Source organism: Sphingopyxis sp. GW247-27LB (assembly GCF_002277025.1).
Classification (GTDB): domain Bacteria; phylum Pseudomonadota; class Alphaproteobacteria; order Sphingomonadales; family Sphingomonadaceae; genus Sphingopyxis.
This window is the reverse complement of the sequence record NZ_NIWD01000002.1, coordinates 315,651-342,247: the sequence shown is the minus strand read 5'-3', so window position 1 is coordinate 342,247 and position 26,597 is coordinate 315,651. Positions and strand designations below refer to the sequence as shown.

Below are 26,597 nucleotides of genomic sequence, written 5' to 3'. Positions count from 1 at the left end.
GCGCCGANCCGAGGATCAAGCCTGTCCTGAGTCTGTCGAAGGGTCCGGGGGTGACGGGGAAGGAAGCACGGCGCTGCGTGATTTTATTTCCTAGGTTGTCAAACTTGTCACTCCCCTCGGGTAAAATAATACCCGTGGGGAATTTTGGGGCGCCGACGCGCCTTGATGCGGCGCCGGTGGCGGAGGGATCCACGAAATGAAAGAGCCGATGGGAGAAGAGGCTGGCACGGCGCGATAATGTAGGAAAGCGTTTTTTGGGCGGCCGCTTTGGGGTGGGTTTGAGCCATTCCCCTCCCTTTCAGGGAGGGGTTAGGGGTGGGTGCGCGAGCGGAGCGAGCCCGCAAAAGAACGCCGCCTTCGGCGGCTACCCACCCCCAGCCCCTCCCTAGAAGGGAGGGGAGAAGACATGGCTGCTATCGGTCCCCGACATTCGCCACCTCCTCCCCCCTCGCGATTGCGCTTGGGCGCCTTCCCCCATTCATGATAGCCTTGCCCCGCTGTTTCGGGTTCGCCTGTTGGGGAGGGGAATGGGCATGCACCACGCGTTCAGGGCCGCCGCGATCGCCAGCATCGGTTTCTCTCTCGCCAGCTTCGCGCCGCCGACCGGTTTTTCGGCCGCCGCGCTCGATGCGCTCGACCCCGGCCGCCTCGCCACCCTGTTCTGCGGCGCCCGCCGCGCGGGCGCGACGCTCGCCCACGATCTTCTCGCCGCGGCAGCGGTCGCGGCCCCCGCCAGCCGGGTGGGGCCGATCCCGCTCTTTCCCGACCTGACCGCCTCGCCTTTCCCCGCGTCGACGCGCGATGATCAGGCGCGGCGCTATTTCAGCCAGGGCCTGCTCCTCACCTATGGCTTCAACCACGCCGGCGCGGTGCGCTCCTTCCGCGAGGCGCAGCGGCGCGATCCGGGCTGCGCGATCTGCTGGTGGGGGGAGGCGGTGGCGCTCGGGCCGAACATCAACGCGCCGATGGACGATCGCGACCATGGCGCGGCGCTCGCCGCTGTCGAGCGCGCGATGGCTCTGCGCGGCGAAGCCTCGCCGATGGAACGCGCGCTGATCGAGGCGGTCGCGCGGCGCTATTCGGCCGACCCCGCCGCCGACCGCGCCGCGCTCGACGCCCGCTACGCCGATGCGATGCTCGACGTCGCGCGCCGCTTTCCCGCCGACGACGATGTCGCGGTGCTCGCCGCCGAGGCCGCGATGGATACGACCCCGTGGAATTATTGGGAGGGCGACAAGCGGACGGCGGTGGGCCGCGCCGGCGAGGCGGTGCGGCTGATCGAAACCGTGCTTCGCCGCAATCCGGCGCATGTCCAGGCGAACCACCTCTATATCCACCTGATGGAGGCCAGCGATCCGCAGCGCGCCGAGGCGGCGGCGGATCGATTGTCGAACCCGGCGGCGCCCAGCGCCGCGCATCTCGTCCACATGCCCGGCCATATCTACCAGCTCCGCGGGCGCCACGCCGACTCGATCCGCGTCAACGTCGCCGCGGCGCGCGCCGACGAGGCGTTCATCCGCAGTGCCGGCGACCAGGGGCTCGTGCGCTACGGCTATTATCCGCACAATATCCACTTCATCGTCACGTCGGCGCAGATGGCGGGCGACATGGGCACCGCGATCCGCGAGGCGCGGCGCCTGCGCACCGTGCTCGACCCCGCGACCTCGGCGCGGATCGCGTGGATCCAGGCGATCGACGCCGCGCCCTATTTCGCGATGGCGCAATTCGCCGATGCCAAGGCCATATTGGCGATGCCCGCGCCCGACGCGCGGCTCGCCTATCCGGCCGCGATGCGCCATTACGCACGCGCCGTCGCCTATGCCCGGCTTCGCAACCGCGCCGGATTCGACGGGGAAATCGCCGCGATGGCGCGGATCGGCTCCTCGGACGCGCTTAAGGACATGATCGCGCAGGGCGTGCCGGCCGACGAGCTGATACGGCTCGCCGAACGGGTCGCGCGCGGCCGGTTCGCGGCGGCGCGAGGCCGCCCGGACGACGCGGTCGCCTTCTACCGTCAGGCGATCGAAATCGAGGGCCGCATTCCCTATCAGGAGCCGACCTACTGGTATTATCCCGTCCGCCAGTCGCTCGGCGCCGCACTTTTCCAGGCGCGGCGCTATGGCGAGGCCAGCGACGCCTTTCGCGCCGCGCTGACCCAAGCCCCCAATAACGGCTGGGCGCTCTACGGGCTCAGCCGCAGCGAAGCCGCGCAAGGCCGCAAGCTCGAGGCGGCCGCCGCCGACAAGGCGCTCGCGAAGGCGTGGCTCGGCGACCGGCGCTGGCTCCGCATGGACCGCCTTTAGGACTGGGGCTCAATCCCCCGCGAAGTCGAACGCGCTGACCCCGCGCTCGCCCTCGCGGAAGCGCAGCGGGCGGCCGAGCGGCGGCATCGAGCGCTGGACGCAGCCGGTACGGGTGCAGCGGCGGCAGCCGAGCCCGATCGGGGTCGCCGGCGAACGCATCAGGTCGATCCCGCGCGCGGCGATCAGCGGCGCCGCGACCTTGGCGTCGACCCCGACGCACACCGCGAAGCGCGCCGGGGTGCCGCTGCCGGTCGCGCCGGGCGCCGCGACGCTGCGGCTCTGCGTGAACCAGCGCGACCCGTCCTCGAGCTCGACCAGATCGGCGACGACTTCGCCAGGGCGCGCAAAGGCTTCGTGGACGCCCCACAGCGGGCAGCGCGCCTCGCCGTCGACCAGCGGCGACTGGCTCGCCCCCGCATAGCGCTTGCTCCCCTGCCCCGCGCGGTCGATGCGCAGCATGAAGAAGGGCAGCCCGCGCGCGCCGACGCGCTGCAGTGTGGTCAGCCGGTGCGCGACCTGCTCATATCCCGCCCCGAAGCGGCGCTGGAGCAGCAGCAGGTCGTAGCCTGTCGCGTCGCAGGCGCGCAGGAAACGGCCATAGGGCATCATCAGCGCCGCCGCGAAATAATGGATCAGGTGGCGCTCGAACAGCCGCGCCGACGCGGGCTCGGCGAATTCGGCGCCGGCGACGAGCGCGTCGATCTCGTCCTTCGCCTCGATTTGCGCCAATGTCGCCGCCGCCTGAAAGGTACGCGAGGCGGGGCGCAGCAGCTCGTTCAGCATCAATTGCCGCGCGTGCCAGTCGAGCCAGCGCAGCCGGTCGGGCATCACGTCGCTCGGCAATATGCGGATGCCGAGCTGGTGCCGCGTGCGCAGCCGCTCGGAAATCGTGCCGTAAAGATCGCCGCCCGCGAGCCGCAGTTCGTCGGCCAGCTCCTCGGCGCGGGCGTCGAGGTCGGCGAAATGGTTGCGCCATGTCTCGATCGCCCGGCGCACGGCGGCAACTTCGGGCGCGTCGGCTTGCGCCTCGCCGCGACCCTCGGGCGCCGCATCGAACAGCCGCGCGAAGGCCGCCGCGGTCGCGGGGGCGCTCTGCAGCCACTCCTCGACCTCCTCGGCGCCGATGCCGAGGTCGGCGAAGCGCGGGTCGGCGAGCCGGCGCCGCAGCCCCGCGAGCCCGCCGGGCACCTCTTCGCCCCCCAGTGATGCCGCGTCGAAACCGAACCGTTCGGCGAGGCGCACGATCACCGTTGCCGACAAGGGCCGCTGCGAATGCTCGATCAGGTTGAGATAGCTCGGCGAGATGGCGAGTGCCTCGGCCATCGCGGCCTGCGTCATCCCCGCCTCGCGCCGCACCTTGCGCACCGCCGGCCCCGCAAACACGCGCCGCTCCGTCATGATTTGTAACTTTCTTTACTAATTTACACGCCAATTTGCACTTTCACCGCATTTTTCACAAGAAAAATTGACAAAGCTTTTCACTTTCCGCGGCGCTTTCGCCAACGTCCACCCATCAGCTTCGAACAAGGACAAGATGATGGGCTACCAGGAAGACATGGCGCAGTCGGGCCGCCTGATCCGCGACTATGACGGCACGTGGGACGGCATCAGCGCCGAGAGCATCGCCCGCATGCGCGCCCAGAACAAGTTCCGCACCGGGCTCGACGTCGCGCGCTACACCGCGCGCATCATGCGCGCCGACATGGCCGCTTATGACGCCGACCCCGCCAACTACACCCAGTCGCTCGGCTGCTGGCACGGCTTCATCGCGCAGCAGAAGATGATCTCGATCAAGAAGCATTTCGGCACCGTCAAGGGCCGCTACATCTACCTCTCGGGCTGGATGATCGCGGCGCTGCGCAGCGAATTCGGTCCGCTGCCCGACCAGTCGATGCACGAGAAAACGAGCGTTCCCGCGCTGATCGAGGAAATCTATACCTTCCTGCGCCAGGCCGACGCCCGCGAACTTGGGCTTCTGTTCCGCGACCTCGATGCCGCGCGCGCCGAGGGCGACGAACTCAAGGCCAAACAGGTCCAGGCGGCGATCGACAATCATGAAACCCACGTCGTGCCGATTATCGCCGACATCGACGCGGGCTTCGGCAACGCCGAGGCGACCTATCTGCTCGCCAAGAAGATGATCGAGGCCGGGGCTTGTGCTTTGCAGATCGAGAATCAGGTCTCGGACGAAAAGCAGTGCGGCCACCAGGACGGCAAGGTCACCGTGCCGCACGAGGATTTCATCGCGAAGATCCGCGCCTGCCGCTATGCCTTCATGGAGCTCGGCGTCGAGGACGGCATCATCGTGACGCGCACCGACAGCCTCGGCGCGGGCCTGACCAAGCAGATCGCCGTCTCGAAGGAGCCCGGCGACCTCGGCGACCAGTATAACGGCTTCCTCGACTGCGAAGAGGTCGACGGCGCGGGCAACCCCGGCGACGTGCTGATCAACCGCGACGGCAAGCTGATGCGCCCGAAGCGCCTGCCCTCGAACCTCTATCAGTTCCGCCCCGGAACCGGCGAGGACCGCTGCGTCATGGACTGCATCGCCAGCCTGCAGAACGGCGCCGACCTGCTGTGGATCGAAACCGAAAAGCCGCATATCGAACAGATCGCCTCCATGGTCGACCGCATCCGCGAAGTCGTGCCCAATGCGAAGCTCGCCTACAATAATTCGCCGAGCTTCAACTGGACGCTCAACTTCCGCCAGCAGGTGTTCGACGCCTGGGAGAAGGACGGCAAGGACGTCAGCGCCTATGACCGCGCCAGGCTGATGAGCGTCGACTATGACGGCACCGAACTCGGCGACGAGGCCGACAACCGCATCCGCACCTTCCAGCGCGACGCGGCGAAGCGGGCGGGCATCTTCCACCACCTGATCACGCTGCCGACCTACCACACCGCCGCCTTGTCGACCGACAATCTGGCGAAGGAATATTTCGGCGACGAGGCGATGCTCGGCTACGTCAAGAACGTCCAGCGCGCCGAGATTCGCCAGGGCATCGCCTGCGTGAAGCACCAGAATATGAGCGGAAGCGACATCGGCGACGACCACAAGGAATATTTCGCCGGTGAAGCCGCGCTGAAAGCGGCGGGCAAGGACAACACGATGAATCAGTTCGCCGCCTGACACGAGCTTGGCGCGGGGGAATTCGTTGCCCCCCGCGCCTCCAGAGCTTTCCTGGGGAGGAAAGCCTGCCCGTCGGAAGCCTTCGCGCTTCCGGCGGGCATTTTCGTTGCGATCGACTACGTATCTTGCGCGGTGGCGCTTGCCTCCATCGCCGCGCCGAGGCATTATGGTGCGATGCACAACGATCCGCGACTGACTTTCATGCAGGCCATTGCGCTGAAGCGCAAGGTGGTGGCCAGCTACAACGGCGCCCGCCTCGACCTCGCCCCGCATCTGATGTTCGAGCGGCACGGCGACCTATTCGTCAGCGCGCTCAACCTCGGCAAGAGCTGGCGGTCGGACGAAGAGCCGCGCCTCGGCCATTTCAAGCTCGACGGCCTCCGCGACGTCGAATTGCAGGAAGAGGAATTCGATCCCCTTCCCGCCTTCGCGCCCGAGCCGCCCAAGCCCGACGACATATTGATCCTCGCCGTCTGACACCGCTTCCCGGCCGGTTCAGGAGTGGATCGAGGGCGCCTCCTCCCCGCTTCGCGTCTTCACCAGCGACCAGACCACCCCGCCCGCGATCAGCGCCACGGTGACGCCGAGGCTGATCAGCGACGGGAATTTCGCGCCGCTCAGCAGGAAATCGGCGACGAAGATCTTCGACCCGATGAAGACGAGCACCAGCGCGAGCGCATATTTGAGATAGTGGAAGCGGTGCACCATCGCCGCGAGCGCGAAATAGAGCGCGCGCAGGCCGAGGATCGCCATGATGTTCGACGTATAGACGATGAAGGTGTCGGTCGTGATCGCGAAGATCGCCGGCACGCTGTCGACCGCGAAGACGAGGTCGGCGAGATTGATCACGACGAGCGCGAGGAACAGGGGAGTCGCGGCGAGCGCCAGCTTGCCGGTTCGCGGGTCGGGGACGCGGACGAAGAATTTCTCGCCGTGCAGGTCCCGCGTGATCGGGATGCGCCGCGACAGCCAGCGCACCACCGGATTGCCCGCGACGTCCATCGGCTTCTCGCTCGCGAACAGCATCTTGACGCCGGTGAAGACGAGGAAGGCCGCGAAGACATAGAGCAGCCAATGATATTCGGTGACCAGCGCCGCACCGCCCGCGATCATGATGCCGCGCAGCACGATCACCGCGACGATGCCCCACAGCAGCGCGCGATATTGATAGCGCGCCGGGATGGCGAAGGTCGCGAAGATCAGCGAGATGACGAAGATATTGTCGATCGACAGCGCCTTCTCGATAAAGAAGCCCGTATAATATTGGAGGCCGGCCTCGCCGCCCTTAGCGGCCCAGATCCAGCCGCCGAACGCCAGCGCGATGCCGATGTAGAGCGCCGAGAGTTTGAGACTCTCGGCGATGCCCATCTCCCTGTTCTCCTTGTTCAATATCCCAAGGTCGAAGGCGGTGAGCGCAATGACCAGCCCCAGAAAGGCCAGCCAGAACCAGACCGGCGTACCCAGCCAGTCGGCGAAGAGAAATTCCATGATCGATATCCCCGGACAGGCGAAGCGCGCCGCCGGAGGGCAGCGCGCTTCCCGAAATTCATTGGAGCTTTAGCGGGCGTAGAGCGGGCGCCGCATCAGCGCCGCGAGCCGGTCCTTGACCGCGAGCTTCAGCTTTTTCAGCCGCAGCACGCGAAACGGGTCGCCGCCGCGGCGGCGCACTTCGCGCCGCACCGCTTCATCGAGCCGCCGATGCAGCACCGTCAGGCGATAGATATGGGGATTCACAGACATAAGGCCTCCTGATTGAGCGAACTCAAGACAGGTGACGCCGATGCCGGGACCCGTTTCAGGGGGGAGAGCTGGGCCGCAAAGCATCGGTGTCACCCGATGCGGTCCGACATCACGCCGCGGGAATAATCCCGCCGACGCCAGAGGGGCCCGGCCCGCATAAGTTGTATCTAGGGTGGCGCGTGCGGGCTTTCAACCCTTGGACCGATGCGCCATCTTGTCTGATGACGCCGTCACCCATCCCTCTTGGCCCGAAGGAAATCCCATGTCCGTTCTCGTCGCGCGCGATGGCCCGGTCACCATCGTCACCATCGACCGGCCGGCGAAGCGCAATGCCGTCGACCCGGCGACCGCCATCGCGCTGCGCGAGGCTTTCGCCGCCTTCGCGGACGATGCCGAAGCGCGGGTCGCGATCCTCACCGGCAGCGAAGGACATTTCTGCGCGGGGTTCGATCTCGGCGCGGTCGGCACGACCCGCTACGATCCCGACGGGCCCGCGCCGATGGGGCCGACGCGGATGCTGCTCGACAAACCGGTAATCGCCGCGGTCGAGGGGCATGCGGTCGCGGGCGGGCTCGAACTCGCGCTCTAGTGCGACCTGCGAGTCGCGGCGGCGAGCGCGATATTCGGCGTCTATTGCCGGCGCTGGGGCGTCCCGCTGATCGACGGCGGGACGGTGCGGCTGCCACGCATCGTCGGCCAGGGCCGCGCGCTCGACATGATCCTGACCGGCCGCCCCGTCGCCGCCGACGAAGCCCAGCGCATCGGCCTCGCCGACCGGATCGTCCCTGACGGCGACGCGCTGTCCGCCGCCGTCGCGCTCGCGAAGCAGATTGCCGCCTTTCCGCAGCTCTGCATGACCAGCGACCGGATGAGCGCCTATCGCCAATGGGATTTCGACCTCGCTGCCGCGCTCGTCCACGAAGCCCATGCCGGCGTCGCACCGCTACGCGAAGGCGCGACCGAGGGGGCGCAGCGCTTTACCGGAGGCGCGGGGCGTGCGGGCAAATTTGACTGAAACCGCGGAAGGTCAGTCGACCGTCAACTTGCCATAGCTGATCGAGATGCCGTCAGAACGCGCCTGATTCTTGAATATTCGTGCTTCATTCACGCCGGCAACGTGAAGGTGACGGGCGTCGAGCCAGGTTACGCGCACCACGGGTCCGCCGCGGTCGAACGTGGTGGCTCGGCCATGATTGCTGTCGGCCACGAATACTTCCTGCGCGGAGTCTTTGTCAGCATCGCTGCGACCGACCCACACCACAGTAGCGAAATCCGCGGTCGCTCCGCAGTTCCTGCCCGTCACATACGCAATATGATTATTATCGGGAGCGAAGTTGCGACTGATCGGGACTTCTTCACAAGGCGCCGAGCACCCGCCCAGCAGGGCAACCACAAGCAGGATCGGGCCACGGACTCTCATCATCGACGCACGCTTGCCGTCTATCTCGCCATCAGCTCCATCGTCATGGTGGCCAGCGCCTCGGTCGCGGTCGAGATTACCGCCGGGGCGTCGGGCGCCCAGAAGGGCGAATGGAGGCTCGGCAGGGTACGGCCTTCCGTCTTCGCCGCCTCGATCTCCGCGGGCGGGACGCCGCCGACCCAGAAGATCAGACTCTTGATGCTCTTGTCCTCGCGGCCATAGCGTCCGAAATCCTCGCCGCCCATGACCGGCGGCATCTGGACGACGCGCTGCTCGCCAAAGCGCGTCTTGAGCAGCGCCGCCATCTCCTCGGTGAAATCGGGCGTGTTGAAGGCCGCGGGGGTATATTCGGTGCGGTCGACCTTCACGACCGGCATCTTGTCCTCGGGCATGCCCGCCGCGATCGCCTCGCCCTTCGCGACGCGCGCGATGCCGTCGAGCAGCTTGTTCCGCACGTCGTCGGTATAGCTGCGGACGGTAAGCTGCAGCTTCGCCTCGTCGGGAATGATGTTGTGCTTCGCACCGGCGTGGAAGCTGCCGACGGTGACCACCGCCGAATCGAGCGGGCTGATCTCGCGCGACACGAGGGTCTGCAGCGCACCGACGATCCGGCTCGCGAGGACGATGGGATCCTTCGTCGTCTGCGGATAGGCGCCGTGGCCGCCGATGCCCTTGACCGTGATGTCGACGCTGTCGACATTGGCGAGCGCGTAACCCGGCGTGTAGCCGATCATTCCGGCCGGGAACTGCGCCGCGTCGTGAAAGGCGAGCGCATATTGGGGCTTCGGAAAGCGCGTGTAGAGCCCGTCCTCGAGCATCATCCGCGCCCCCGCCCCGCGCTCCTCGGCGGGCTGGCCGATCATCACCAGCGTCCCCGACCATTTCGCCTTGTTCGCCGCCATCAGCCGCGCGACGCCGATCCAGCTCGTCATGTGGGTGTCGTGGCCGCAGGCGTGCATCACGCCGGTCTCGACGCCCTCGTCGGTGGTCACGCGCACCTTCGACGCGCCGGGCCAGCCCGTCTGCTCGGTCACCGGCAGCCCGTCCATGTCTGCGCGGACGAGGACCACCGGCCCGGCGCCGTTCTTCATCGCCGCGACGACCCCGGTGCCGCCCACCTTCTCGGTGACCTCGAAGCCGAGCTTGCGCGCCTCGGCGGCGAGGATGCCCGCCGAGCGGACCTCGTGAAAGCTGAGCTCCGGATTGGCGTGAAGGTCGGCGTAGATCGTCATCAGTGACGGCATCTCGGCCTTCACCTGCTCGCCCAGCGTCTGCGCCGATGCCGGCGCCATCAGCGCCAGCGCCGCGATGCCCGTCCACACAATCCGCATAGTCGCCCCTTTTTCCTATCAGCCCGCCGGTACCAGTTCGATCACGTCGAGCAGCGATTCATAGGCGGGTGCCGGCAGCACGAGCCGCCAGCGATTGTCGCCGATCCGCTCGATCAGCCCCGCCATGTCGCGCATCCGGTCGCTGCCGTAATTGACCGGCACCGTCTCGTCGCCGAGTTCGAGCGTGCCGAGAAAGATCTGGCGCTTCAGATTGTCGGGAAAGATCAGCCCGACCGGCCGCTGCGATCCCGTGAGCTTGGTCAGGCTCGCCAGCCCCTGCTCGGCCGAGACGCGGCAGCGGAACCAGTCATAGGCGATGAAGCCCAGCGTCCCCGTCTGCGCGCCGACCTTGATCGTGCGGCAGCGATAGTCGCCCGCGGGCAGGTGCGGGTTCGGCAGCGCCGCCATCGGCTGGAGCAGCACGCCCTCGCGATCGAGGTCGGCGCCGTAGCCGCGCGCGCGCGCATCGGCGAGCGCCATCTCCCAGCTCTTGTACCAGTTCCGGATACGCCCGCGATCCTGCTCGGTCGCGGTCGCCCGCCATGTGCCCGTATCGGGTGTGTCCGCGGCCGACGGCGGCATCGACGGCACCGTCTGGCACGCGGCGAGCGCGAGGCTCCCCGTCACGGCCGAAATCAACTTCATGCGCCCCCACATCATTTCTCTCCTGGTCTGGTCCCCGGCCGAGCTTAGGGGGGCGAGAAAAAATGCTCAAGGGCGTGGCCGAACCCGGTCAGGCGGCGGTCCAGCCACCGTCGACGCTGAGGTTGGCGCCGGTGATGTTCGCCGCCTCGTCGCGGGTTAGGAAGGCCGCGAGCGCCGCGACCTGCTCGACCGTGACGAACTGCTTGGTCGGCTGGCCGGCGAGAAGCACGTCGTTGATCACCTGCTCGCGCGTCATGTTCCGCGCTTTCATCGTGTCGGGAATCTGATTCTCGACCAGCGGGGTCCAGACATAGCCGGGGCTGATGCAGTTGACGGTAATTCCCGCCTCGGCCACCTCGAGCGCGACGGTCTTGGTCAGCCCGGCGAGCCCGTGCTTCGCGGCGACATAGGCCGATTTGAACGGCGAGGCGACGAGCGAATGCGCCGAGGCAGTGCCGATGATCCGTCCCCAGCCCTTCTTGCGCATCCCCGGCACGGCATGGCGGATGGTGTGGAACGCCGACGACAGGTTGAGCGCGAGGATCAGGTCCCATTTCTCGGGCGGGAAATCCTCGATCGGCGACACGAACTGGGTGCCGGCATTGTTCACGAGGATATCGACCCCGCCCATTTCCTTATCGGCGCGCGCGAACATCTCCCCGATCGCGTCGGGCTTGGTGAGGTCGGCGCCGTAATAGGCGGCCTTGGCACCCTTCACCCCTTCGAGCGCCTTGCGCTCGGCCTCGATCGCATCGGCGTCGCCGAAGCCGTTGATGATGATGTTGGCGCCATGCGCCGCGAGCGCCTTCGCGATGCCGAGCCCGATTCCCGAGGTCGATCCGGTGACGAGAGCGGTCTTGCCTTTGAGGTGCATATGCTTGTCCTTTCTTCGGAAGGGGAGACTCAAGGATTATCGGGGGGAGTGTCGGGAACGGCCTTGGGCTGCAACCCGCCGGGCTGGACGGCGAAGCTTTCCGAGCGCCCCTCGGCGATGCTGTCGGCGAGCAGATGGCCGTCCTTCATCGCGGCCTCGACTGCGGCGCGGCCCTGCGCCCAATTGGCCTCCATCGTCGCGCGCGAAAATTCGAAATCGCGCGCGCCGGTCTGCCACGCGGGCGGCTGGTGCACCAGTTGCACGACGTTGAGCGCCTTGCGCTCGACCATGCGCTCGACCGCCTTGACCTCGGGCAGGTCGCGCAATTCGTCGGGCAGTTTCTTGAGCATCCGGTCGATCAGCCGATGCTCCTTGCGGCGGCGCACCAGCCCGTCCGAAATGCGCCGGGTGCGGCTCGAAAAGCGGATGTCCTTTTCGCGCGACCAGGCTTCTTCCAGATCGTGCGGCCGATCGCCGCGCGCGGGGAACAGGTCGACCTGGAACGCGAGCATATCCTCGCGCGCCGACTGGACGACATATTCGAGCGGAGTGTTCGACACGAGCCCGCCGTCCCAATACCAGACGCCATCGATCTCGACCGGCGGCAATCCCGGCGGCAATGCCCCCGACGCCAGGATATGGCGCGCGTCGATGCGATCGCATTTCGTGTCGAAATAGCGGAAATTGCCGGTCTCGACCGCGACCGCGCCGACCGACAGCCGCACCTTGCCCGTATTGACCCGATCCCAGTCGACGAGCCGGTCGAGCGTCTCGACCAGCGGCGCCGTGTCGTAGAGGCTGACCGCGGCGGGGGTTTGCGGTTCGGCCAGCATCGGCGGCGGCCAGCGCGGGGTGAAGAATCCCGGCACGCCGAAGGTCGCGACCTGCCCCGCCGCCGCGACATGCGTCCATTCGCGGATCAGGTCGTTGTCGACCATTGGCAGCGACGGCAGCGCCGAAGAGACGCCGTCCCAGAACTGCCGCAGTTTCCCCACCGCTTCGTCGCGGGGATTGCCGGCGATGATCGCGGCGTTGACCGCGCCGATCGAGATGCCCGCGACCCAGTCGAGCTCGATGCCGAGGTCGATCAGCGCCTCATAGACCCCCGCCTGATAGGCGCCGAGCGCGCCGCCGCCCTGCAGCACCAGCACGACGAGATCGGGCAGCGGCAAGGCGGCGGGAGCGGCGCGGCGCGGCATGGGACTCGGGCGATCCTTTGGCTGGGCTCTGCGAAGGCCCGCTAGGTGGACCCCGCGCGCCGGCTTTGCAAGCCCGCCCTCGAAGCCTCTTCCCAACCGCCCACGCTGCTGCCACAACAAGCGCAAGATACGGCAACCGGCTGGAGAATTCCCATGCGCCTCGACGATTATGATCCCGGCGACGACATCCGCGATCTCGGCCGCGGCGGCGGCGGGTTCGGCGGGGGTGGAGGCGGCGGCATGGGCGGCCTGCTCGTCGGCCTGCTGCCGATGCTGCTTGGCCGCAAGATGGGCTGCGGAACGATCATCCTGCTCGGCATCCTCGCCTTCGTCTTCCTGGGACCGGGCGCGAACATGCTGAGCACCGGCGGCGGCTCGTCCGACCCGATGGCCGACAGCCGCGGCGGCGCCAATGTCGCCTGCGACACCGCCGCGGAGAAATTCGCCTGCAACGTCTTCGGCTCGACGCATCAGGTGTGGAGTCAGGTCATCAACGGCTATCAAAAGCCGTCGCTCAATTTCTTCACCGACCAGAACCAATCGGGCTGCGGCGCCGCGCAGGCCGCGATGGGCCCCTTCTATTGCCCCGCCGACCAGGGCGTTTATCTCGACACCGCCTTCTTCAACGAACTCGCGCAGCGCTTCGGCGCCGCCGGCGACGCCGCGCAGGCCTATGTCGTCGCACACGAGGTCGGGCACCATATCCAGACGATCACCGGCATTTCGGATCAGGTCCGCCAGCGGCAGCAGCGCGCCTCGCAGGCCGAAGGCAATGCGCTGCAGGTCCGCATGGAGTTGCAGGCCGACTGCTACGCCGGCGTCTGGGCCGCGCTCGCCAAGACGCGCGACGGCCAGCCGGTCATGGAACCCGGCGACATGGAGGAGGCGATGACCGCCGCCAACGCGATCGGCGACGACACGCTGATGCGCTCCGCAGGTCAGCGACCGGTCCCCGAAAGCTTCACCCATGGCACCAGCGAGCAGCGCATGACCTGGCTGCGCCGCGGGCTGCAAACGGGGGATCCGCGCCAGTGCGATACCTTCAGCGCGCCCATCTGACCGTCGCGCTGGCGGCCGCCCTCGCCGCGACGCCCGCGGCGGCGGCGACGCTCTATGTCGAGGCCGGGCGCCTGATCGACGGCGTGTCGGGCGAGGTTCGCACCGGCCAGTGCGTCACGATCGCGGACGAGCGCATCGCGGCGGTCGGGCCGTGCGGGGAGACGCCCGGGGGTGCGACGCGGATCGACTGGTCGGGCTATACCGTGCTGCCCGGCCTGATCGACCTCCACACCCATCTCGCCGACCTCGGCCAGAGCGCCGATCTCGCCGCGCCGATCAAGGCCTCGCCCGCCGAGACCGCGCTCGTCGGCGCACGCAACGCGCGGGTCACGCTCGACGCGGGCTTCACCAGCGTGCGCGACGTCGGCTGCTATCGCGGCCTCACCGACGTCGCGCTGCGCAATGCGATCGAACGCGGCGACGTGCCCGGACCGCGCATGTGGGTCGCGGGCGCCTATATCACCGTCCCCGGCGGCGGCGGCGAACTCAACGGGGTCGTTCCCAATGATCAATTGCCGCCCGACATGCGGCTCGGCGTCGCGGCGACGCCCGAGGAGGCGGCCGCGAAAACCACCTTCCTGCTCGATCATGGCGCCGACTTCATCAAGACGATCGCGACCGGCGCGGTGCTCGCGATCGGCACCGAGCCCGGCGCGCCCGAACTGACCGAGGATCAACTCCGCGCGGTTGTGAAGGTCGCGCACGCCCGCGGCAAGCGCGTCACCGCGCACGCGCACGGCGCCGAGGGGATCAAGAATGCCATCCGCGCCGGGGTCGACAGCATCGAGCATGCGAGCCTCGCCGACGAAGAGGCGCTGCAAATGGCGAAGGCGCACGGCACCTGGCTCGTCATGGACATCTACAACGGCACCTATATCGACGAGGAAGGCACGCGCGAGGGCTGGCCCGAGGAATATCTGCGCAAGAACCGCGAGACCACCGACACCCAGCGCGCCGCCTTCCGCCGCGCGGTCGAGATCGGGGTCAAGATCGGCTACGGCACCGACGCCGGCGTCTATCCGCACGGGCTTAACGCGCGGCAGTTCGCGAACATGGTCAAATATGGCATGACCCCGATGCAGGCGATCGAGGCCGCCACCGGCCGTGCCGCCGAGGAAATGGGCCGCGAGGACGTGGGCGCGATCGTGCCCGGGCGTTACGCCGACATGGTCGCGATCAAGGCCGACCCGCTCGCCGACATCACGGTGCTGGAAAAGATCGATCATGTGATGAAGGGCGGCGCGATCGTCCGCTAGCCGGCTGGTTGCGGTCCTATCCGACGTGCTCCCCGGCGAAAACTGGGGTTCACCAAGTGCTGTCACCTGGCGTGCCCTCTTTTTCATCGTCACCCCGGACTTGATCCGGGGTCCCGCTTGATATCGAAGCCAGTCGATGCATCAAAAAGCGGGATCCCGGATCAAGTCCGGGATGACGAGGGAATTAAAGCGACGTCCACTCCCCACCCCAAAGCCACCCTCCAGCGACCCGCCCCATCAACAGGGTTGAACCCTCCCGCCGCGCCGCTAAACCGCTTTCATGCGAAACCATCTCATCCCCAGCGCGATCGCGCTTGCCGCCGCCCTTTCCTCCTCCCCCACCCTTGCCCGGCCGATGACCGAGGTCGATCTCGCGACGTTGAAGCGCGTTGCGGCGCCGACCGCTTCGCCCGACGGGCGCTGGGTCGTGTTCCAGATGACCGAGACCGAGGATGCGACCTACAAGCGCTCGACCGGCCTGTGGATCGTCGACCGCACGGCGAAGGATGCGAAGCCGGTGCGGGTCGCCGATGTCGCAGGCAAGAACGAGACCTCCCCGGCGTTCCACCCGGACGGCACGCTCTTCTTCGTTTCCGACGCGTCGGGCAGCGACCAGGTCTGGCGCGTCGACACGCGCTCGATGGCCACACCGGCGGTTCAGGTCACGACCGAAAAGGCCGATGTCGCGGGCTTCAAGCTGTCGCCCGACGGCAGCAAGCTGCTCGCGTGGGGCGATATCGCCAAGGAATGCATCAGCTTCGGCTGCGACGCCAAGGACGTGAAGGACAAGGGCGCGCTCGTCGGTCCCGGCAGCGGCCGCCTCTACAAGGATGGCGCTGGCTTCGTGCGCCATTGGGACCAGTGGGAGACGCCGGGCACTTACAGCCGCCCCTTCGTCTTCGACCTCGTCGACGGCAAGGCGACCGCGGGCCGCGCGATCGACGGCGGCCTGATCGGCGATACGCCTTCCAAACCTTTCGGCGGCGGCGAGGAACTCGCCTGGGGCGCCGACAGCCGCTCCGTCTATTTCACGCTGCGCAAGGCCGACCGCGACGAGCCGCGCTCGACCAATCTCGACATCTATCAGGCAAAGGTCGACGCGCGCATCGCGCCGGTCAACCTGACCGAGGCCAATCAGGCGACCGACACGCTTCCCGCCCCCTCGCCCGACGGCAAATGGCTCGCCTATGCCGCGATGGCGCGGCCGGGCTATGAGGCCGACCGGCAGGTGCTGATGCTGCGCGACCTGGCGAGCGGCGAAACGCGCAAACTCACCGACGCCTGGGACCGCTCGGTCGCCTCGATCGCCTGGGCGCCCGACGGCAAGTCGCTTTACGTCACCGCGCAGGACGTGCTCGACCATCCCGTTTTCCGCGTCGACGCCGCGAGCGGCAAGGTCGAGCGGCTGAAGGCATCGACCGAGGAATTCGACGGCAATATTGGCGACGTGACCCCGCTTGCGGGCGGCGGCCTCCTCTATTCGCGCAACAGCGCGCTCTTGCCCACCGACATCTATGTCCGCGACGCGAAGGGCAAGGTCGCGCAGATCACCGCGGTCAACGCCGACCGCCTCGCCGCCTTCGACCCGATCAAGCTCGATCGGATGCAGTTCGCCGGCGCGAACGGCGACAAGGTGTGGGGCATGATCCTGAAGCCCGCGAATGCCGCCGCGAAGCTCCCCGTCGCCTTCATCGTCCACGGCGGCCCGCAGTCGAGCTTCGGCAACAGCTGGTCGACGCGCTGGAACCCGCGCCTCTTCGCCGAACAGGGCTATGGCGTCGTGACCGTCGATTTCCACGGCTCGACCGGCTATGGTCAGGCCTTCACCGACAGCATCAACAAGGATTGGGGCGGCAAGCCGCTCCAGGACCTGAAGCTCGGCCTAGCCGCCGCGGGCCAGCAGGACGCGCAGCTCGACGTCGCCAACGCATGCGCGCTCGGCGCCTCCTATGGCGGCTACATGATGAACTGGATCGCGGGGCAGTGGACCGACGGCTTCCAATGCCTCGTCCAGCACGACGGCGTCTTCGACGCGCGCGCGATGGCCTATGAGACCGAAGAGCTGTGGTTCGACGAATGGGAGCATGGCGGCCCCTATTTCGAGGTTCCCGAAGAGTTCGAGAAATGGAACCCGGTGAACCATGTCGCCCAGTGGAAGACGCCGATGCTGGTGATCACCAGCGAGAAGGATTTCCGCATCCCCTATACGCAGGGCCTCGCCGCCTTCACCGCGCTTCAACGCCGCAATATCCCATCGCAGCTTCTGGTCTTCCCCGACGAGAATCACTGGGTGCTGAAGGGCGCGAACAGCGTCCAGTGGCACCGCACGGTGTTCGACTGGCTGGGCAGCTATCTGAAGAAATAGCGCGGCCGCTAGTAAAAGGTGAGCAGCGCCCGGAAGAGCCGAAGGCGCTGCTTTTCCGGCTGGGCGGCGATGCGTTCGAGGATGCGCGTCCCTTCGCGGCAGTCGCGTTCCTCGGTCGACCGCGCGAACGGCGATTGCCCGCCGGTGCCATAGTCGAAGAGGTGCGTGGCGATCAGGTCGGCCGCCTTGTCCTCCGACATAGGCTTCTTCCACCGGGTCAGCGCGAGCAGCTCGGCTAGCACCGCATCCTCGCTCGCGTTGACCGCGGCGTCGGCGGCCGCTTCGCCGGGCGACGGCGCATAATTCGCCGTGCATGTCCGGTATCCGTTCGCGCGCGCTTGCCGCGACCGCCGGGCCTCGACATCGAGCAGACGCGCCACGAGCGGATCGGGCGCCCGCGCCGCCTCGTGCATCAGCCGGTTCACCCACGTGTCGCGCACGATCGCCAGCGCATCGCCGGTCGTCCGCCCGCTGTTCCGCTGGCGCCACATATCGTCGGTAGCCTCGCCCCATTGCTGCGGGCGATGCTGCCGCAGGGCGTCCCACAGCGGCCCCGTCAGCGCGGCGGTCGCCTCGGCCCGGCCGATCGCCCAGGACGGGCCCGCGACGAGACCCGTGGCCTCGCGGCGCGTGATCGCCTTCGCCGCCAGCAGTTCGTCGGCGGCGGGATACCACATGTCGTCGGGCGGCGTCGCGAGCGCGTGGCCGATAAAGGCGGTGTCGACCCCAGCGTCGGCCATGATTCGGCGCATCATGGCATCGCCGAAAAGGCCGGGCGCGCCCGCATCGGGCTGCGCCGGTCTGGGATTGCCCGAAATTTTCGAATCCGCGCTTTCCTTCATCGCTGGCGGGGGCGGCAGCGCGGCGACATAGCTCTGGTGAAAGCCGATCCGGGCGGCAGGCCCCATCGACCGGTCAGCGCCGGCCATCAGCACGATCGTACAGGCCGATGCGCAGAGATGCTCGACATGCACGGCGAGGTGCTGGCGGTTGACGATCGAGGCCATCAGGCGCGCGGCCATCACCTCGCCGCCGGGCGAGGAAATGACGAGCCGCTTCGCGCCGCGCCGCGCCGTCGCCAGCGCGTGAAACGCGTTATAGCCCGCGAGGTCGATCTCACCCGCGAAATAGAGCGTCGCGCCGTCCGCCGATGCCTCGATCCGCGCGCCGCCCGGCTCCGCAGTTTGCGCCGCCGCCCCGCCCGCCGTCAAGACAAGCGCCAGCGCCGCGATCCCCAACCCCTTCGTCATGAGCCCATCCTGCACAGCGCCGCGCGCAAGGCAAGCGCCGCAAGGCAGCGCATAAGGGCTTGCCGCCCCCTTTCCCCGCTGGCAAAGCGCCCCGGCTATGCCGATGGAAAAGACGTTCGATCCCGCCGCTATCGAGGCGAAATGGGCCCATTTATGGGAAAGCCGCGGGCTGTTTCGCCCCGCGCGTCCCGACGCGACGCCGTTCACGATCGTCAATCCGCCGCCGAATGTCACCGGCGCGCTGCATATCGGCCATGCGCTCGACAACACGCTGCAGGACGTGCTCGTCCGCTATGAGCGGCTGCGCGGCAAGGATGCGCTGTGGGTGGTCGGCATGGACCACGCCGGCATCGCGACCCAGATGGTCGTCGAGCGCCAGCTCGAGGAACGGCAGGACAAGCGCACCAACTACACCCGCGACGAATTCGTCGAGAAGGTGTGGCAGTGGAAGGCGGAAAGCGGCGGCCAGATCACCGGCCAGCTTCGCCGCCTCGGCTGCTCGATGGACTGGGCGAACGAGCGCTTCACCATGGACGACGGGCTCAACCGCGCCGTCGCCAAGGTGTTCGTCGATCTGCACAGCCAGGGGCTGATCTATCGCGACAAGCGCCTCGTGAACTGGGACCCCAAGCTCAGGACCGCGATCAGCGACCTCGAGGTCGAGACGCACGAGGTGCAGGGCGGTTTCTGGCACTTCCGATATCCGCTCGCCGACGGCGTGACCCTCGACGACGGGCGCGACCATATCGTCGTCGCGACGACGCGCCCCGAAACGATGCTCGCCGACATGGCGGTCGCGGTGCACCCCGACGACGAACGCTACAAGAGCGTGATCGGCAAGGATATCCTCCAGCCGATCACCGGCCGCCGTTTCAAGGTGGTCGCCGACGAGCATGCCGATCCCGAACTCGGCAGCGGCGCGGTGAAGATCACGCCGGGGCATGATTTCAACGACTTCGAGGTCGGCAAGCGCGCGGGGTTCAAGCCCGGCGAAATGCTCAACATGTTCGACGCCGAGGCGAACGTCACCCAGACGAGCGACGGGCTGATCCCGTCCGAATATCTCGGCCTCCATCGCTTCAAGCGCGACGGCACGGACGGCGCGCGCGAACTGGTCGTGCGGCGGATGAAGGAACAGGGGTTCCTGATCCCGCACATCGACAAGGACGGCGGCGAGCATGACGCCGAACCGCGCACGATCCAGACCCCCTTCGGCGACCGCGGCGGCGTGGTGATCGAGCCCTGGCTGACCGACCAATGGTATGTCGACGCCGAAACCCTCGCCCAGCCGCCGATGCAGGCGGTGCGCGATGGCCGCATCAACATCGTCCCCAAGACGTGGGAAAAGACCTTCTTCAACTGGATGGAGAATATCCAGCCCTGGTGCGTGTCGCGCCAGCTCTGGTGGGGTCACCGGATTCCGGCGTGGTATGGACCTGAGCTTGGAAACCCAACCAACTTCATCCCCTTTGTGGCTTCTAATGAAGACGAGGTTCGTCAAAACGCAGCAGAATATTATGGCTGCCCTCTAGACCAGATCGACATTCGCGAGAATCGAAGTGCTTGGGATTCCAGCGTCACGGAATCGGGAGCTATTCCTTATTGCTTGGTTCGCGACCCCGACGTTCTCGACACCTGGTTCTCGTCCGCCCTCTGGCCCTTCGCAACGCTCGGCTGGCCCGACGATACCGAGATGCTCCGCCGCCATTACCCGAACGACGTGCTCGTGTCGGGCTTTGACATCCTCTTCTTCTGGGATGCGCGCATGGCGATGCAGGGAATGCACTTCCTGAACGAGGTGCCGTGGAAGACGCTCTATCTCCACGGCCTCGTCCGCGCGCCCGACGGCGCGAAAATGTCGAAATCAAAGGGCAATGTCGTCGATCCGCTCGGCCTGATCGACCAGTACGGCGCCGATGCGCTCCGCTTCTTCATGGCGGCGATGGAAAGCCAGGGCCGCGACATCAAGATGGATGACGCGCGCCTCGCGGGCTATCGCAATTTCGCGACCAAGCTCTGGAACGCCGCGCGCTTCTGCGAAGCCAACGGCATTTCGGCCTCGACCAGCCTCGAAGCGCCCGCGGCGAGCCTGCCGGTCAACCGCTGGATCATCGGCGAGGTCGCGGACACCGTCGCGGAGATGGAGCGGGCCTTCGCCGCCTACCGCTTCGACGATGCGGCGAATGCGATCTACAGCTTTGCCTGGGACCGCTTCTGCGACTGGTATCTGGAGCTGATCAAGGGGGCGATCGACGAAGAGACCAAGGCGGTCGCGGGCTGGGTGCTCGACCAGATTCTCGTGATGCTCCACCCCTTCATGCCCTTCATCACCGAAGAGTTGTGGACTGGACTCGGCGACCGCGAAGCCTATCCGCTGATCACCGCCAAATGGCCCGAACCGAAGGCGGAGCGCGACGCGGAGGCGAGCGCCGACATCGACTGGCTGATCAGGCTGGTCGGCGAACTGCGCGGCGCCAAGGCCGAACTCGGCCTGCCGCCGGGCGCGCGATTGACGGCGCATTTCCCGGCGTCGCTGAAGGGCCGCACCGACAAGCTCGCGGCGCAGCTCGACCGCCTCGCACGCCTCGAGGCGATCCGCTTCGACCCCGCGCCCGCCGGCGCTTCCGCGCAGCTCGTCGTCGAGGGCGAGACGATCATAGTCCCCCTCGAAGGCGTCATCGACATCGCCGCCGAACGCGACCGCCTGACCAAGGCGCTCGCCGCGGCCGCCAAGGAGCGCGACGGCCTAGCCGGCCGCCTCGCCAATCCGAGCTTCGTCGAACGCGCCAAGCCCGAAGCGGTCGAAAAGGCACGCGCCGACCATGCCGCCAAGGCGGCCGAAGCCGACCGCCTGACCGCCGCGCTGGCGCGGCTGGGGTGAGCGAAGACACGCCCATCCTTCCCGTCGCCACGGCGGCCGACCCCGCCGCGGGGCCGGTGCCACCGCGCCAGACGGCGCGCGGCGGCGAACGGATGGACCTGACGAACGGGCCGATCACCAGGACGCTGATCCTCTTCGCGCTCCCCACGCTCGCCTCGAACATCCTCCAGACGCTGTCGAGTTCGGTGAACTCGATCTGGGTCGGGCAATTCCTCGGCGAAAGCGCGCTCGCCGCGACCGCCAACGCCAATATCATCATGTTCCTGATGTTCGCGAGCTTCTTCGGCTTCGGCATGGCGGCGACGGTGCTGATCGGCCAGTCGATCGGCCGCGGCGACATCGACGCCGCCCGGCGCGCGAGCGGCGGGGCGATCGGGCTCGCGCTGATCTTCTCGGTCGTCATCGCCATCACCGGCTGGTTCGCGTCCGACGCGATCCTGCGCGCGCTCGAAACCCCGGCGGAGGCCTTCGCGCTCGCGCACGACTATCTGCGCGTCACCTTCATCGCCGTGCCGGCAAGCATGCTGATGGTCACGCTGATGATGGCCTCGCGCGGCGCGGGCGACGCGGTGACGCCGCTGCGTTTCATGATCTTCTCGGTGGCGCTCGACATTGTCCTCAACCCGGTGCTGATCCTGGGTCTCGGTCCCTTCCCGCGCCTCGGCATCGCGGGCAGCGCGCTCGCCACCGCCAGCGCGGGGACGATCAGCCTCGCCGCGATGCTCGTCTGGTTCTATGCGAAGGACCATGTGCTGCGCCTGCGCGGGCGCGAGCTGTCCTATCTGATCCCCGATATCGAGGAACTGCGCTTCATTATCGGCCGCGGTCTGCCGATGGGGGCGCAGATGCTCGTCATCTCGGGCGCGGGGCTGGTCATAGTCGGGCTCGTCAATCGCGAGGGGCTCGTCACCGCCGCCGCCTATGGCGCGACGCTGCAGCTCTGGAACTATGTCCAGATGCCCGCGCTCGCGGTCGGCGCGGCGGTCAGTGCGATGGCGGCGCAGAATATCGGCGCGCACCGCTGGGATCGCGTCACCTCGATCACCGGCAGCGGCATCGCGATCAATCTCCTGATGACCGGCGTGCTGATCGCCCTCCTCCTCGCCTTCGATCGCGCCGCGCTCAGCCTGTTCCTCGGCAGCGGCAGCGAGGCGATAGAGGTCGCACGGCATATCCAGCTGATCGCGACCTGGACCTTTCTGCCCTTCGGCACGACGATCGTCATCATCGGCACGCTGCGCGCCAACGGATCGGTGGTGCCGCCGCTGATCATCCTCGCACTGTCGATGTTCCCGATCCGCCTCGGCATCTATTGGCTCGGCTATCCGGCGCTCGGCGGCGATGCGATCTGGTGGAGCTTTCCGCTCTCCTCGCTCGCGTCGCTAGCGATGGCGTGGATCGTCTATAAACGCGGCAACTGGCGGCGCACGCTCCACCAGCCCGGCGTTCCCGGCTGAGGGGCGGCATTCGACCAACTCCCCCTTCGCTTCGACTGGCGGCGCGCGCGGTGCTGGCCTTTGGCGGCCGCCGTGCGATAGGGGAAGAATGATGAATGCGTCCGATCCCCGATTGCTACAACGCGACACGCGCGCGCGGCTGCTCGCGGCCGCCCCCGACTGGCGCGCCTCCGACGCGCGCGTCAATCCGCGCGTCGCGATCGGGTCGATCGTCGCGATGTGGCTGCTCTATTTCCTGATCACCACCGGCCTCGCCATGCTCTCGGGCGCGCCCGATCAATGGGCGTTCATCGGCCGCCGCGCGATCGTCGTCGTTGCCGGAATCTTCTGCACCTTCGTGCTTTATCAGCTCCTTCAGCGGGTCCAGCCGCGCAGCTTCGGCGCCCGGCTCGCCACCGCGATGGGCGCCGCGATTCCGCTCGTCATCGTCTATGCGACGGTCAACCTGCTCGTCTTCTTCTATTGGTTTCCGTCGAGCGACACGCACAAGATCATCGCGGAAGTGCAGGCGAAATTCCCCGTCGCGTGGGAAACGGTGCTGATCCTCGACAGCTCGATCCGCTGGTATTTCTTCTTCGCCGTCTGGGCCGCGCTCTATGTCGCCTTCGGCTATGCGAACGAAATGCGCGCGGTCGAGCGGCGCGCGAACAACTATCGGCTCGAAGCCAAGAATGCGCAGCTCCGCGCGCTCCACTATCAGGTCAATCCGCACTTCCTGTTCAACACGCTCAATTCGCTGTCGACCCTCGTCATGCGCGGGTCGAAGGCGGAGGCCGAGGCGATGATCATGAATTTGTCGGCATTTCTGCGAACGAGCCTTGCGATCGACCCCGAACAGTTCGTCAGCCTCGACGAGGAAATCGCGCTCCAGCGGCTCTATCTCGACATCGAACAGGCGCGTTTTCCCGACCGACTCCAGGTCGAGGTCGAGGTGCCGGGCGATCTGGAAAGCGCCTGCGTCCCGGTGCTGATCCTGCAGCCGATCATCGAGAATGCGCTCAAATACGGCGTCGCGCCCAGCAAGGGGAAAATCGGCGTCCGCCTGACCGCGAGCCACGAATATGGGCTGCTCGTGCTGCGCGTCGAGAATGACGTCGACGCCTCGGTCCCGATGCCCGAATCCGGCACCGGGCTGGGGCTCGGCAATGTGCGCGAGCGCCTCCTGACCCGCTACGGCCCGTCGGCGGGCTGCGAATGGGGCCGGTCGGACGGTGGCGGCTTCTTCGTCTCGCTGTGGCTGCCGCTGTCGCGCGAGGGCTGCTGAGGGTGACGCAGACGCTCCGCACCCTGATCGTCGACGACGAGCCGCTCGCGATCGAACGGCTCCAGATCCTCGCGGGCCAGCAGGACGGCGTGTCGCTGGTCGGCACCGCGAGCGACGGCGCCTCGGCGCTGCGCATGGTCGACGCGCTCGCGCCCGACCTCCTGCTCTGCGACATCGCGATGCCCGACCTCAACGGGCTCGAGGTCGCATCCGCGATCGACAAGCTCGACAATCCGCCCGCGGTCGTCTTCGTCACCGCCTTCGACCGCTATGCGGTCGCCGCCTTCGACGTCGCCGCGGTCGACTATCTCCTCAAACCCGTATCGCCCGACCGCCTCGCCCGCGCGCTGGCGCGGGTGCGCGAATGGCGCGCGACCGATCACAGCCGCGCGCGCAAAAGCCGGTGGATCGGCGAATTCTGGGTCCAGAACCGCGGCGAGATGCTGCGCATCGACGCGAACCAGGTCGACCTGATCGAGGCCGAGCGCGACTATATGCGGCTCCACGTCGGCGCGCGAAGCTGGCTCATTCACCAGACGATCAAATCGCTGGAGGCGCGGATGGACCCCGACCAGTTCATGCGCATCCACCGCTCGAAAATGGTCCGCCGCGACGGCATCGTCGGGCTCAAGCATCACGGCGACGGCGCGTGGAGCGTCGACCTTGGCGAAGGCGGCCTCCACCGCATCGGCCGCACCTACCTCCACGACGTCAAGGCGATCATGCAGCCCTGACCGCGCGGCGCGAAAGCGGTCATGCGCGGGGCATGACCGCTTTCCGGCACTGGTCGGTCAGTTCGCCGCCACGTGCAAGGGACCTCCGTCCGCCAGCTTCTGACCGGCGAAAAGGCTGGCGAGCTGGGGTTCGGCGCTCCGCATCGCCGCGGCGCGGCATTCGCGGTACGCCAGGACTTCATTGAGGTTCGGCCGGACCGTCGAGCGGCCTCCGCAAACCTCGTGCGCCGCGCGCTTGACGCGCGCGGTCAGTTTCCTGCGGCCGTCGGCGTTGGCGAGATCGAGGTCGCCGTAAGGAACCATGACCTGCTTTCCGACGCCGTCTTCGGCCGCCATCAGAGGCGCGCCGGTCGCGATGAAGGGAGCGGCGAGGAGAAAGAGGGGAAGCTTCGCCATCGAAAAGTCCTTTCGAACCAGGGGATGCGGAATAGAAGGCCCGGACCGGGGAGACCGCTGCCTCCTATCCCGCAGGGTCTTGATGCCTGCGCCGCGCCGCCGGCGCATCCGGCGTTCGACGGACCACGACGCGCCCTCGATCGGGGGATGAAGGGCGTTCGCCTATCGACCAATGGCCGGCGGACGCCGTGCAACCTCTTCGCGCGTCGCGGCGTTGATGGCGCATGGTCCGGCATGGGGGATCGAAGCATAGCGCCGACGCGCTGGTCAAAGGCACATTGTCCTGCCTGTTGCTCGCTGGCGCGGGCGCGATCGGCGGGATGTTCCTCGGCGAATTCGTCGTCGGCGAGAGCCTGCACGGCTCGATACCCGCAAGCGCGAACTACGCCGACCTCAGCAGCAATCCCGATGCCATCGGCGCGGACGGACTGCCATCCTCTTCCTGCCATGACTGCGCGGACGGATATGTACCGGCCACGCGGGTCTTTGCGGCGCGGCACGGCGACGGGTTCGACGCGTTCGATCCGTCCGAGCCGGTCACGATCGACTATGCGTCGCCAGCGCCCGCCGACGACGGCTATCGCTATGGCGGAACGTTCGCGGACGTCGCGCCGCCGTCACCCGCAGAGGCAATGGCGCGCGAGGTCGGCGATTCCAGGCTGCTGGTGTTGCCCGCCGATACCGTGCCGGATGCGCCGGTGCCGGCACCCGTTCCGATTCCGGCTGCGAACCAGGCCCCCTAGGGCTTCGGCGGCGTCGCGGGCTGCGCGCAGCGTGTCGTATCGCCCGCCTTGCACGCCGCGACATCGGCCTCCCATTTCTGCCGCTGTGCAGCCGCCTCGGCAGCGACGCGCGCCTTTTCGGCTTCGTAGGCCGCGGTCTCGTCGGCATAGGCCGCCTGCGCCGCCGCTTCCTCCTGCGCGGCGGCCGCGACCTGCTGTTCATAGGCGGTATTTTCGGCCTTGGCGCGCGCCGCCTGCTCGGCGTTCAGCCGCGCGGTGTTCGTGCGCTCCTCGGGCGTCGTGCCGTCGGGCTGCTCCTTGTCCTTGGCAAGGTCGGCGGCAACCGCGTCGAGGTCGGTGGCCCCGGTCGCCGGCTGCTCGGTCGCCGGTTCTTCGGTCTGCGTTTGAAAGGCGGCGGCCGATCCGGCGCCCAGCAACGCCAAGACGCCAACCGCCGTCAAAATCATCCTCGTCATCGAAGCGCCTCCTTCTCCAACATAGCTGTCTGCCGCCGAAAACGCTTCGCCGCGACTTGCGTTCCCCTCATCGCCGCATTTGACGTTGCTCCATG

At 67.5% G+C, this 26,597-nt stretch carries 22 protein-coding genes and 1 pseudogene; 12 read left to right on the top strand and 11 right to left on the bottom strand.

The window, feature by feature from the left end; translation table 11 throughout:
• Positions 1-533 precede the first annotated feature (533 nt).
• Entirely contained in the window at positions 534-2,303 is a 1,770-nt protein-coding gene (locus tag CD928_RS01650; protein WP_095384003.1) for a hypothetical protein, read from the top strand.
• A gap of 9 nt (positions 2,304-2,312) precedes the next feature.
• Here CD928_RS01650 and CD928_RS01645 read toward each other — a convergent pair whose 3' ends face one another.
• Entirely contained in the window at positions 2,313-3,701 is a 1,389-nt protein-coding gene (locus tag CD928_RS01645) for a short-chain fatty acyl-CoA regulator family protein (protein ID WP_095384000.1), read from the bottom strand.
• Between the two features lie 139 nt (positions 3,702-3,840).
• Between CD928_RS01645 and CD928_RS01640 the strand changes: the two genes are divergently transcribed.
• Together CD928_RS01640 and CD928_RS01635 are read left to right on the top strand one after the other, a co-directional pair.
• Positions 3,841-5,433 carry an isocitrate lyase gene (locus tag CD928_RS01640; protein WP_095385117.1) on the top strand — a complete coding sequence of 531 codons (1,593 nt, stop codon included), beginning with the start codon at positions 3,841-3,843 and terminating at the stop codon, positions 5,431-5,433.
• Between the two features lie 174 nt (positions 5,434-5,607).
• Complete coding sequence (locus CD928_RS01635; protein ID WP_095385115.1) at positions 5,608-5,910, top strand: hypothetical protein; 303 nt, start codon at positions 5,608-5,610, stop codon at positions 5,908-5,910.
• A gap of 18 nt (positions 5,911-5,928) precedes the next feature.
• Here CD928_RS01635 and CD928_RS01630 read toward each other — a convergent pair whose 3' ends face one another.
• Both CD928_RS01630 and CD928_RS01625 read right to left on the bottom strand, forming a co-directional pair.
• Positions 5,929-6,921, bottom strand: coding sequence for a TerC family protein (locus CD928_RS01630; RefSeq protein WP_095383997.1), 993 nt, complete (start codon positions 6,919-6,921; stop codon positions 5,929-5,931).
• A 69-nt stretch (positions 6,922-6,990) separates the two neighbouring features.
• Positions 6,991-7,167 carry a DUF465 domain-containing protein gene (locus tag CD928_RS01625; RefSeq protein WP_095385112.1) on the bottom strand — a complete coding sequence of 59 codons (177 nt, stop codon included), beginning with the start codon at positions 7,165-7,167 and terminating at the stop codon, positions 6,991-6,993.
• A 268-nt stretch (positions 7,168-7,435) separates the two neighbouring features.
• Here CD928_RS01625 and CD928_RS01620 point away from each other — a divergent pair.
• A pseudogene (locus tag CD928_RS01620) lies at positions 7,436-8,188 on the top strand (crotonase/enoyl-CoA hydratase family protein).
• A 12-nt stretch (positions 8,189-8,200) separates the two neighbouring features.
• Here the strand turns inward: CD928_RS01620 and CD928_RS22885 are convergent.
• The 5 genes from CD928_RS22885 to CD928_RS01595 all read right to left on the bottom strand — a co-directional run bounded on the left by CD928_RS22885 (position 8,201) and on the right by CD928_RS01595 (position 12,642).
• Positions 8,201-8,596: a hypothetical protein gene (locus tag CD928_RS22885; protein WP_141237055.1), complete on the bottom strand. Its 396-nt coding sequence runs from the start codon at positions 8,594-8,596 to the stop codon at positions 8,201-8,203.
• A 17-nt stretch (positions 8,597-8,613) separates the two neighbouring features.
• Complete coding sequence (locus tag CD928_RS01610; RefSeq protein ID WP_095383991.1) at positions 8,614-9,924, bottom strand: amidohydrolase; 1,311 nt, start codon at positions 9,922-9,924, stop codon at positions 8,614-8,616.
• 18 nt (positions 9,925-9,942) lie between these two features.
• Positions 9,943-10,569: a DUF4893 domain-containing protein gene (locus CD928_RS01605; protein ID WP_255247009.1), complete on the bottom strand. Its 627-nt coding sequence runs from the start codon at positions 10,567-10,569 to the stop codon at positions 9,943-9,945.
• Positions 10,570-10,657: 88 nt separating this feature from the next.
• Complete coding sequence (locus CD928_RS01600; protein WP_095383989.1) at positions 10,658-11,443, bottom strand: 3-hydroxybutyrate dehydrogenase; 786 nt, start codon at positions 11,441-11,443, stop codon at positions 10,658-10,660.
• 29 nt (positions 11,444-11,472) lie between these two features.
• Positions 11,473-12,642 (bottom strand): patatin-like phospholipase family protein, encoded by a 1,170-nt coding sequence (locus CD928_RS01595; protein ID WP_095383986.1) that lies wholly within the window; start codon positions 12,640-12,642, stop codon positions 11,473-11,475.
• 153 nt (positions 12,643-12,795) lie between these two features.
• On the opposite strand from CD928_RS01595, the gene CD928_RS01590 reads away from it, so the two are divergent.
• The 3 genes from CD928_RS01590 to CD928_RS01580 all read left to right on the top strand — a co-directional run bounded on the left by CD928_RS01590 (position 12,796) and on the right by CD928_RS01580 (position 17,322).
• Positions 12,796-13,701 (top strand): neutral zinc metallopeptidase, encoded by a 906-nt coding sequence (locus CD928_RS01590; RefSeq protein WP_095383983.1) that lies wholly within the window; start codon positions 12,796-12,798, stop codon positions 13,699-13,701.
• Positions 13,674-14,957 carry an amidohydrolase family protein gene (locus CD928_RS01585; RefSeq protein WP_095383980.1) on the top strand — a complete coding sequence of 428 codons (1,284 nt, stop codon included), beginning with the start codon at positions 13,674-13,676 and terminating at the stop codon, positions 14,955-14,957. The genes CD928_RS01590 and CD928_RS01585 overlap by 28 nt, the downstream gene beginning before the upstream one ends.
• A gap of 280 nt (positions 14,958-15,237) precedes the next feature.
• Positions 15,238-17,322: a S9 family peptidase gene (locus CD928_RS01580; protein ID WP_095383977.1), complete on the top strand. Its 2,085-nt coding sequence runs from the start codon at positions 15,238-15,240 to the stop codon at positions 17,320-17,322.
• Between the two features lie 8 nt (positions 17,323-17,330).
• On the opposite strand, the gene CD928_RS01575 is transcribed toward CD928_RS01580, so the two are convergent.
• Positions 17,331-18,572, bottom strand: coding sequence for a hypothetical protein (locus tag CD928_RS01575; protein ID WP_095383974.1), 1,242 nt, complete (start codon positions 18,570-18,572; stop codon positions 17,331-17,333).
• A gap of 97 nt (positions 18,573-18,669) precedes the next feature.
• Between CD928_RS01575 and CD928_RS01570 the strand changes: the two genes are divergently transcribed.
• The 4 genes from CD928_RS01570 to CD928_RS01555 all read left to right on the top strand — a co-directional run bounded on the left by CD928_RS01570 (position 18,670) and on the right by CD928_RS01555 (position 24,908).
• On the top strand, positions 18,670-21,453 hold the full coding sequence (locus tag CD928_RS01570) for a valine--tRNA ligase (RefSeq protein ID WP_095383971.1): 2,784 nt from the start codon (positions 18,670-18,672) through the stop codon (positions 21,451-21,453).
• A complete protein-coding gene (locus CD928_RS01565; RefSeq protein ID WP_255247008.1) occupies positions 21,450-22,910 on the top strand; it encodes an MATE family efflux transporter in 1,461 nt (486 codons plus the stop codon). Before CD928_RS01570 ends, CD928_RS01565 begins: the two co-directional genes overlap by 4 nt.
• Before the next feature lie 91 nt (positions 22,911-23,001).
• Positions 23,002-24,174: a sensor histidine kinase gene (locus CD928_RS01560; protein WP_095385105.1), complete on the top strand. Its 1,173-nt coding sequence runs from the start codon at positions 23,002-23,004 to the stop codon at positions 24,172-24,174.
• A gap of 2 nt (positions 24,175-24,176) precedes the next feature.
• Positions 24,177-24,908 carry a LytTR family DNA-binding domain-containing protein gene (locus tag CD928_RS01555; RefSeq protein WP_095383968.1) on the top strand — a complete coding sequence of 244 codons (732 nt, stop codon included), beginning with the start codon at positions 24,177-24,179 and terminating at the stop codon, positions 24,906-24,908.
• Positions 24,909-24,965: 57 nt separating this feature from the next.
• Here CD928_RS01555 and CD928_RS01550 read toward each other — a convergent pair whose 3' ends face one another.
• Entirely contained in the window at positions 24,966-25,304 is a 339-nt protein-coding gene (locus CD928_RS01550) for a UrcA family protein (protein ID WP_176473402.1), read from the bottom strand.
• A 224-nt stretch (positions 25,305-25,528) separates the two neighbouring features.
• On the opposite strand from CD928_RS01550, the gene CD928_RS01545 reads away from it, so the two are divergent.
• Positions 25,529-26,047 (top strand): hypothetical protein, encoded by a 519-nt coding sequence (locus CD928_RS01545; RefSeq protein ID WP_095383962.1) that lies wholly within the window; start codon positions 25,529-25,531, stop codon positions 26,045-26,047.
• On the opposite strand, the gene CD928_RS01540 is transcribed toward CD928_RS01545, so the two are convergent.
• The gene (locus CD928_RS01540; protein ID WP_141237054.1) at positions 26,044-26,502 is read right to left on the bottom strand and encodes a hypothetical protein; all 459 of its coding nucleotides are present in this window, start codon (positions 26,500-26,502) and stop codon (positions 26,044-26,046) included. The two genes, CD928_RS01545 and CD928_RS01540, sit on opposite strands and share 4 nt — an antisense overlap.
• Between the last annotated feature and the right edge of the window lie 95 nt (positions 26,503-26,597).

Coding starts and splice junctions, on each gene's coding strand:
- CD928_RS01650 (WP_095384003.1), top strand. CDS start 534: ATGCACCACGCGTTCAGGGCCGCCGCGATCGCCAGCATCGGTTTCTCT.
- CD928_RS01645 (WP_095384000.1), bottom strand. CDS start 3,701: ATGACGGAGCGGCGCGTGTTTGCGGGGCCGGCGGTGCGCAAGGTGCGG.
- CD928_RS01640 (WP_095385117.1), top strand. CDS start 3,841: ATGGGCTACCAGGAAGACATGGCGCAGTCGGGCCGCCTGATCCGCGAC.
- CD928_RS01635 (WP_095385115.1), top strand. CDS start 5,608: ATGCACAACGATCCGCGACTGACTTTCATGCAGGCCATTGCGCTGAAG.
- CD928_RS01630 (WP_095383997.1), bottom strand. CDS start 6,921: ATGGAATTTCTCTTCGCCGACTGGCTGGGTACGCCGGTCTGGTTCTGG.
- CD928_RS22885 (WP_141237055.1), bottom strand. CDS start 8,596: ATGATGAGAGTCCGTGGCCCGATCCTGCTTGTGGTTGCCCTGCTGGGC.
- CD928_RS01610 (WP_095383991.1), bottom strand. CDS start 9,924: ATGCGGATTGTGTGGACGGGCATCGCGGCGCTGGCGCTGATGGCGCCG.
- CD928_RS01605 (WP_255247009.1), bottom strand. CDS start 10,569: ATGAAGTTGATTTCGGCCGTGACGGGGAGCCTCGCGCTCGCCGCGTGC.
- CD928_RS01600 (WP_095383989.1), bottom strand. CDS start 11,443: ATGCACCTCAAAGGCAAGACCGCTCTCGTCACCGGATCGACCTCGGGA.
- CD928_RS01595 (WP_095383986.1), bottom strand. CDS start 12,642: ATGCCGCGCCGCGCCGCTCCCGCCGCCTTGCCGCTGCCCGATCTCGTC.
- CD928_RS01590 (WP_095383983.1), top strand. CDS start 12,796: ATGCGCCTCGACGATTATGATCCCGGCGACGACATCCGCGATCTCGGC.
- CD928_RS01580 (WP_095383977.1), top strand. CDS start 15,238: ATGCGAAACCATCTCATCCCCAGCGCGATCGCGCTTGCCGCCGCCCTT.
- CD928_RS01575 (WP_095383974.1), bottom strand. CDS start 18,572: ATGACGAAGGGGTTGGGGATCGCGGCGCTGGCGCTTGTCTTGACGGCG.
- CD928_RS01570 (WP_095383971.1), top strand. CDS start 18,670: ATGCCGATGGAAAAGACGTTCGATCCCGCCGCTATCGAGGCGAAATGG.
- CD928_RS01560 (WP_095385105.1), top strand. CDS start 23,002: ATGAATGCGTCCGATCCCCGATTGCTACAACGCGACACGCGCGCGCGG.
- CD928_RS01550 (WP_176473402.1), bottom strand. CDS start 25,304: ATGGCGAAGCTTCCCCTCTTTCTCCTCGCCGCTCCCTTCATCGCGACC.
- CD928_RS01545 (WP_095383962.1), top strand. CDS start 25,529: ATGGTCCGGCATGGGGGATCGAAGCATAGCGCCGACGCGCTGGTCAAA.
- CD928_RS01540 (WP_141237054.1), bottom strand. CDS start 26,502: ATGACGAGGATGATTTTGACGGCGGTTGGCGTCTTGGCGTTGCTGGGC.